3 protein-coding genes, 1 tRNA gene and 1 other RNA gene are annotated in these 6,425 nt (G+C 39.7%); 1 reads left to right on the top strand and 4 read right to left on the bottom strand.

Going from position 1 to position 6,425, the window contains the following annotated elements; translation table 11 throughout:
* Positions 1-705: 705 nt before the first annotated feature.
* The 3 genes from D0T49_RS12575 to dnaB form a co-directional block, all read right to left on the bottom strand.
* Positions 706-779, bottom strand: a tRNA-Thr gene (locus tag D0T49_RS12575).
* Position 780: 1 nt separating this feature from the next.
* An RNA gene (ffs, locus tag D0T49_RS12570) (signal recognition particle sRNA small type) lies at positions 781-880 on the bottom strand.
* A gap of 133 nt (positions 881-1,013) precedes the next feature.
* The gene (gene dnaB / locus D0T49_RS12565) at positions 1,014-2,594 is read right to left on the bottom strand and encodes a replicative DNA helicase (RefSeq protein WP_163632198.1); all 1,581 of its coding nucleotides are present in this window, start codon (positions 2,592-2,594) and stop codon (positions 1,014-1,016) included.
* Positions 2,595-2,942: 348 nt separating this feature from the next.
* On the opposite strand from dnaB, the gene D0T49_RS12560 reads away from it, so the two are divergent.
* Positions 2,943-4,667 carry an AMP-binding protein gene (locus D0T49_RS12560; RefSeq protein WP_163632195.1) on the top strand — a complete coding sequence of 575 codons (1,725 nt, stop codon included), beginning with the start codon at positions 2,943-2,945 and terminating at the stop codon, positions 4,665-4,667.
* Positions 4,668-5,003: 336 nt separating this feature from the next.
* Here D0T49_RS12560 and D0T49_RS12555 read toward each other — a convergent pair whose 3' ends face one another.
* Positions 5,004-6,380, bottom strand: a complete 1,377-nt coding sequence (locus D0T49_RS12555) for an FISUMP domain-containing protein (protein ID WP_163632192.1) — start codon at positions 6,378-6,380, stop codon at positions 5,004-5,006.
* Positions 6,381-6,425 lie beyond the last annotated feature (45 nt).

Below are 6,425 nucleotides of genomic sequence, written 5' to 3'. Positions count from 1 at the left end.
TGCAATTATGTGGGAGAGTAGGTCGCCGCCATTTTTAAATGAAAACTCCTTCAGAACAATATATCTGAAGGAGTTTTTTGGGTTTAAAGGATTTTTCTATCATTACGCACTTCCTCTCTAATTGTCGCGTACCTACGGCACGCTGGATAATGAGCAACCTGTTATTACCAAACTTTGCTCCCGTAGGGAGCTTCTAATGTTATAATGATTTATTTTAGTACATGACAAAAAACTGAATAGCAACCAGTATTTTGCTGATATTTAATGTTTTTATTTAAATCATCTACACTTCCTTTTGTCTTGATGTAAAAGGAACAAAAACAAATTTCATTGAAGCGTCTATGCTCAGCAAAATTCAAGTAAACTAGATTCTGCTTTCGCTTAAACGGCGCATTCAAGACTATGCCCGCTTTGCACGAAAGATATACCCCCTAAATCCCCCAAAGGGGAACTTTTTACCCTCCCCGAAGGAGAGGGTTGGAGGGGCTTCTATTTTTTCGGCTCACCGGACAAGGTCAAAAGAGTACCTATAGCAGATTGAGGAAACATTCGCCATTTTTTGTCATGTACTGAGATGATTTATAATGATATGCTCTTTGAACGTGTAAGCGTTTGATGGTGAGGCGAGATTAACTGATATTATATAAAAAAATCCCTATATATACTTGATATACAGGGATTTTTTTTATTTGCTTTGTTCTTTTGAGCCTCTTGTCGGATTCGAACCAACGACCCCGAGATTACAAATCACGTGCTCTGGCCAACTGAGCTAAAGAGGCAGGTAGGTAAGCTACCTACATCGCACCGCTACAACCTTCTACCCTTGCTGCGGTCAAGCCCTGGGGGAATTCAAAGGGAGCTGGTCGTGTAGGACTTACCCACTGCAAAAGTACATATTTTTGCCATATATTCAAAATTATTTTCCCACTTTGAGCTAATTTTATTTGTTGAAAAACGCCGTATCAATCCAATAGATTGTTTATCAGCAGACTAATCTTGCATTAAGGAGTAATTTAAAAAGGCATTTTATCAGGAATGTTTCCTTCTCCTTCGAAAGGTCTGGGTAAATCGGCAGGAGGAATTGGCGTTAGCGCTGAATCTCCATAGAAACTGCCTTCGGTAACGGCATTCATTTTGGATGAAAATGAATGGTAATTAGCATTTAATGATTTGATGTTTTCATCTTCGTCATCAATGTCGTCAAGATTGGCAAACCGAGTATAAATATTTTTGAAACGTAAGCGGACTGTGTCAGTAGCACCGTTCCGGTGTTTTGCTATAATAATTTCAGCTATACCAATTAGTGAGTTTCCTTGGTTATCTTCGGTTAAGTGGTAGTATTCGGGGCGGTGGATAAAGCATACCATGTCGGCATCTTGCTCAATAGCACCGGACTCGCGTAAGTCTGAAAGTTGAGGTCGTTTACCTTCTAACCCAGTGCGGCCTTCTACGCCCCGATTCAACTGTGATAGGGCTATGATAGGAATATCCAATTCTTTTGCAAGTCCTTTCAGTGAGCGCGAAATCATACTCACTTCCTGTTCACGGCTTCCAAAATTCATTCCACTTGCATTCATCAACTGCAAATAGTCGATAATAATACATTCTACCTTATGTTCTTTTACCAAACGGCGTGCTTTACTTCGTAATTCGAAAACGGATAAGCTGGGGGTATCGTCAACAAAAATAGGGGCATCCATTAATGTCTTGATTCTTTTATCAAAAATCTCCCATTCGTCAAGACTTAAATCTCCTTTTTTGATTTTGTCACCTTCTAGTTGACAAACGTTCATTATCATACGATTAACAAGCTGGACGTTTGACATTTCGAGTGAAAATACGGCTACAGGGGTATTATAATCGACAGCCATGTTTTTGGCCATGGAAAGAACAAAGGCTGTTTTTCCCATTGCGGGACGTGCCGCAATAATAATAAGGTCGGATCGTTGCCATCCGGAGGTTATTTTATCAAGTGCATGAAACCCGCTTGCTACGCCGCTTGCTCCTTCTTTGTTTGCGGCCAAGATCATCCGGTTACGTGCTTCCTCGATAACAGGATTGATTTGGGTTGCATCCTTTTTAAGGTTTTGCTGGGTAACTTCAAACAGCATACCTTCGGCTTCTTCCATCAAATCGTTCACATCGGCTTTATCGTCAAAGGCCTTTGTTTGTATTTCGGAAGATATACGTATTAACTCGCGTGCCAAGTATTTTTGAACCACAATGCGCGAGTGATACTCCAAGTGAGCTGCCGACGAAACTTTAGCTGTCAGAAGGGTTATATAATACGGTCCTCCAACATCATCTAATGTGCCGCTTTTGCGCAACTGTTCGGTTACAGTATGCATGTCGATAGGCTCTTGATGGATGGCTAATGAAGTGATGGCCTCATAAATTTTTTGATGGGCTATTTTATAAAAGCAGTCGGCACGCAATATTTCTGCAACAAGCGAATACGCATCCTTCTCAATCATGATAGCTCCTAAAATGGCTTCTTCAAGCTCAGGTGCCTGAGGTGGGAGCTTACCAAATTCGTTTGCAGGAATGGGAGCCGGAGCGGTATTTCGTTTAGTATATGTGCGTTTTTCTGCCATTTATATAATCTGTTTCAAACAATGTTGCAAAAAGGGTCTCAAAGTTACAAAACATTTTCCTTTCGGCAAGGTTAAATTTGTATTGTAAATTAATTGTTCTTTTTACATTTATGGAGAACAGATTTGAATTGAAACTTGTTTCATATAAAAGCAAGTTGTGCTTGATAATTAATTGCCGGATATTAAGGCGAAATAACTTATTTCCATAAAATACTACAAAAAATAAGTTTTAAATGACTATTTGTCCTAATTAATAATATCTTTGCACATTATTTGTCATAATGAGCATAATAATTATTTTGTTATATTGAGTTTGTATATAATAATTTTCAAATTTATCATATTGATATGATTTTTAGTAAAAAAATAGAACCCAATCCATTAACGATAAAGTCGTTTTTTGAGCGGACAATAAAAGAGTTTCCTCAAAGACCTTCGGTGTCGTTTGTGCATGGAGAGCCTTTGACATATGCGGAGTTAGGAAAAAAAGTGAATGAAATGGCGAATAAATTATATTCGCTGGGGCTGAAGAAGGGCGATAAGGTGGCATTGTATGGTCATAATATGCCCAATTGGGTTATTGCCTATTTTGCAGTTGCAACTAACGGGCTTGTTATTGTTCCGATTTTGCCCGATTTTACGCGCGAAGAGGTTGAAAACGTTTTAACACACTCGGAATCTAAGGTGCTGTTTGTAAGTGAACGTTTGTTTACGAAGGTTGAAGGGCTTAAATTGCCCGATTTGGTTGCAACTATAAAACTGGATAATCTGGCGTTATTGAATGATGATGTTGTTCAGAAAGAAGATGTTAGTATTGATGATATCGAAGTTGCTGAAGATGATATTGCTGCGCTGATTTATACGTCGGGTACCACAGGACGTTCGAAAGGCGTTGTATTGACACATAAAAACATCACTTTTGTGGTAATGCAATCATATAGCTTTCAGGCGATTGATGAGTTTGATGTGTTTTTGTCGTTTCTGCCCCTGTCGCATACTTATGAAAATAGCTTAGGGCTTTTATTTCCTATGATGTATGGAAGTTCCATTTATTACATGGAAAAGCCTCCTACTGCAGCAGCGTTAATTCCGGCAATGGGTAAAATAAAACCCACTATCATGTTGTCGGTACCATTGATTATGGAGAAATTGTATAAATCACAGATTCTGGAAAAGTTCTCGAAGAAACGTTTCAGCCGGATGATTTATAAGAACTTCATTTTCCGTAAAATTATCCACCGTATTGCAGGTAAAAAGCTATATAAGACATTTGGAGGTAGGTTGAAATTTTTCGGTATAGGAGGTGCAAAGTTGGATGCACGTGTCGAACGGTTTCTTAAGGAAGCAAAATTCCCTTATGCTATTGGCTATGGACTAACCGAAACAGCACCTCTGTTGGCCGGTGCAGCTGTGGGCAAAACAAAACTACAGTCTACAGGGACAGCTCTACCCGGTATCGACCTTAAAATACATGAGCCGGACAAATACGGGGTAGGAGAGATATGGGCTAAAGGTCCGAATGTGATGAGGGAGTATTATAAAAATCCGGAAGCAACTCAAGAGGTGTTGACTGACGACGGGTGGTTCAAAACAGGCGATTTGGGTAAATTTGATAAAAGAAAAAGATTATATATAAGGGGAAGAGCCAAGACGACAATAATTGGAGCAAGTGGCGAAAATATTTATCCTGAGGATATAGAGTCGGTTATAAATAACGACCAGTTTGTTACAGAATCTCTTGTGGTAGAAGAAGACGGCTTCCTCGTAGCTAAAATAATATTAAATATTGATGAACTGGAGACAAATATTGATAACTTTAAATCTGCAGTAGAAGAAAGAAAAGAGAAAAGCAAACAAACTTTTCATGATTTGGACGAACGGTATCACAATTGGTTACAAAATTATAAGAAAGAATTGAATAGCCGCTTGAATAGAAATTCGCAGATTAAGCGTATTGATGTGATGGACGAGCCGTTTGAGAAGACTGCATCACAAAAAATAAAACGGTTCCTTTATACAAAATCAAAAGATGGTAAGGATAATAAAGGTAATGAAGATAAGAAGAAAAAATAGGGAAACTCATTTGTTTCGGATATAAGAGCTTGTTTTGTACATGACAAAAATATATTTTGACTTGAAAAGGGACTGTCTCAAAAATCTTTTTTGAACGCAAATCACGCAGATTACGCAAATTTCATTTTTTTGTAACTTACGTTATTTCAATAAAATAAGATTTGCGTAAATTTGTGTTTATCTGCGTAATTTCTTGGCAAACCAAGTGATGTATCGAGCGGCGTTCTCTTTCCTTTTGGGACACTCTTTTTTCAAGTCAAAATACTTTTTTAAGTATATCCAATATATTTTCCGAATTAGCTTATACTCTTCCTTGTTTTCCGAACAAGTGGAGTATTATAATTCTGAGATACACCGTACACTGAAGCCGTACGAACGGAAGCCAATGTACGCAGGGTACACGGTACCACCATTGAAGGCCAAGTAGCACGAGTACACACTGCTAAGGCTACCACTCCAGTATCGTCCGCCGATACTTACGTGGTAGAGCTCGCCATTAGAGCGCTCGCGGTAGCCGGCGGCGGGCAAAAATAAAGTAGTAGTCTCGCCGTCAGGCTTCACTTCGTAACCGGCAGTACCGTTAGCAGCATCATTCCATTCCCAAGTATTAACTACTGCAGTAGCCTTAGCACCGGGTGCTGAAGCACCACGGAAAATATTGCTCCACTCACCTTGAGCGGGTACACGAAAACCGGCAGGACATGGATCGTAAATAACATATTTTTGGTTACGCCAGTTAAGGTCGGCAGTAGTAGCAGTAGTCCAATTATAAGGGTAAGAAGGAGTTTTAATAAAGGTTGTAGTACCGCCTGTAGTTACACCATCAGTAGTTGTACCACCTGTGGTTACACCTGTAGCCAAGGTAGCTGAAGTCTCACTTGTACGCTTTTCGTGACCGTCTCTGGTACGCCCCCATTGGTATAAGTCACCGTAAACAGCAGAGTTACGCTCTGCATCGTTAGCTGTAGTACCACCATAGGTATATACGGGACTGGGATGTGCTTTTTGATCTGCAATAGTTGTAACAGTAGCGCCAAGATTGTAACACATAAACTTGCTCCAACCACCTGATACAGTTTTAGCCCCACAGCCTACAGCCACTTCGGCTATATCACTATTGATGCTGTTGCCGTTAGCGTCGGTAACTTGGCAGTAATAACGGCGCATACCCAAAGCTGATAAATCGGGAGTAAAAGCATCTGAATCGCCTCCTGTACCATCAGTCACAGCCATAGGAGCAACGTTCTGATTTGTAGGCAATTCGTACCATTGGTAAGTTAGCGTACCGACACCTGTAGCTGATACGCGAATAGTAGCTGCGTCATCACCTATACCTAATAGAGTACCGGCACCAGTGGTTTCTTTCCAATTGAAAGCACGAGGCTGGGTAGTAATTTGTGGAGCTACATTACTACCGCAGTTCGATATCCAAGCAGTACCATTCCATGTGTCGGTACATTTAGTAGTAATGTTGTAAATAGTAAGTCCTTCGGCCAAATCCTTACCACTTACCGATAATTTGTTACGCTGGTCGGTAGTAAGCTGAGGTAGACGAAAACCACCTGTAGTACTTACTACCTCTAAAGCAGAGAATGTTTCGGGTGCTTTATCAGCACCGATAGTTACTTGTGCAGTTGCACTAAAAATGAAAAACGAAAATTGAAAAAGACAGAACAAAATAAGGGTCTGTCGGAATGATTGTTTTCTGTTCATGAGTTGATAATTATTAATTGTTAGTTATTAATGTTTAATTATTAT

Source organism: Paludibacter sp. 221, assembly GCF_010501035.1.
GTDB lineage: Bacteria > Bacteroidota > Bacteroidia > Bacteroidales > Paludibacteraceae > QVMH01.
The sequence above is the reverse complement of the archived record's forward strand: the minus strand, read 5'-3'. Positions and strand labels throughout refer to the sequence as shown.

Excerpts from the sequence above, each read along its gene's own strand:
- dnaB (WP_163632198.1), bottom strand. The coding sequence starts at position 2,594 with ATGGCAGAAAAACGCACATATACTAAACGAAATACCGCTCCGGCTCCC.
- D0T49_RS12555 (WP_163632192.1), bottom strand. The coding sequence starts at position 6,380 with ATGAACAGAAAACAATCATTCCGACAGACCCTTATTTTGTTCTGTCTT.
- D0T49_RS12560 (WP_163632195.1), top strand. The coding sequence starts at position 2,943 with ATGATTTTTAGTAAAAAAATAGAACCCAATCCATTAACGATAAAGTCG.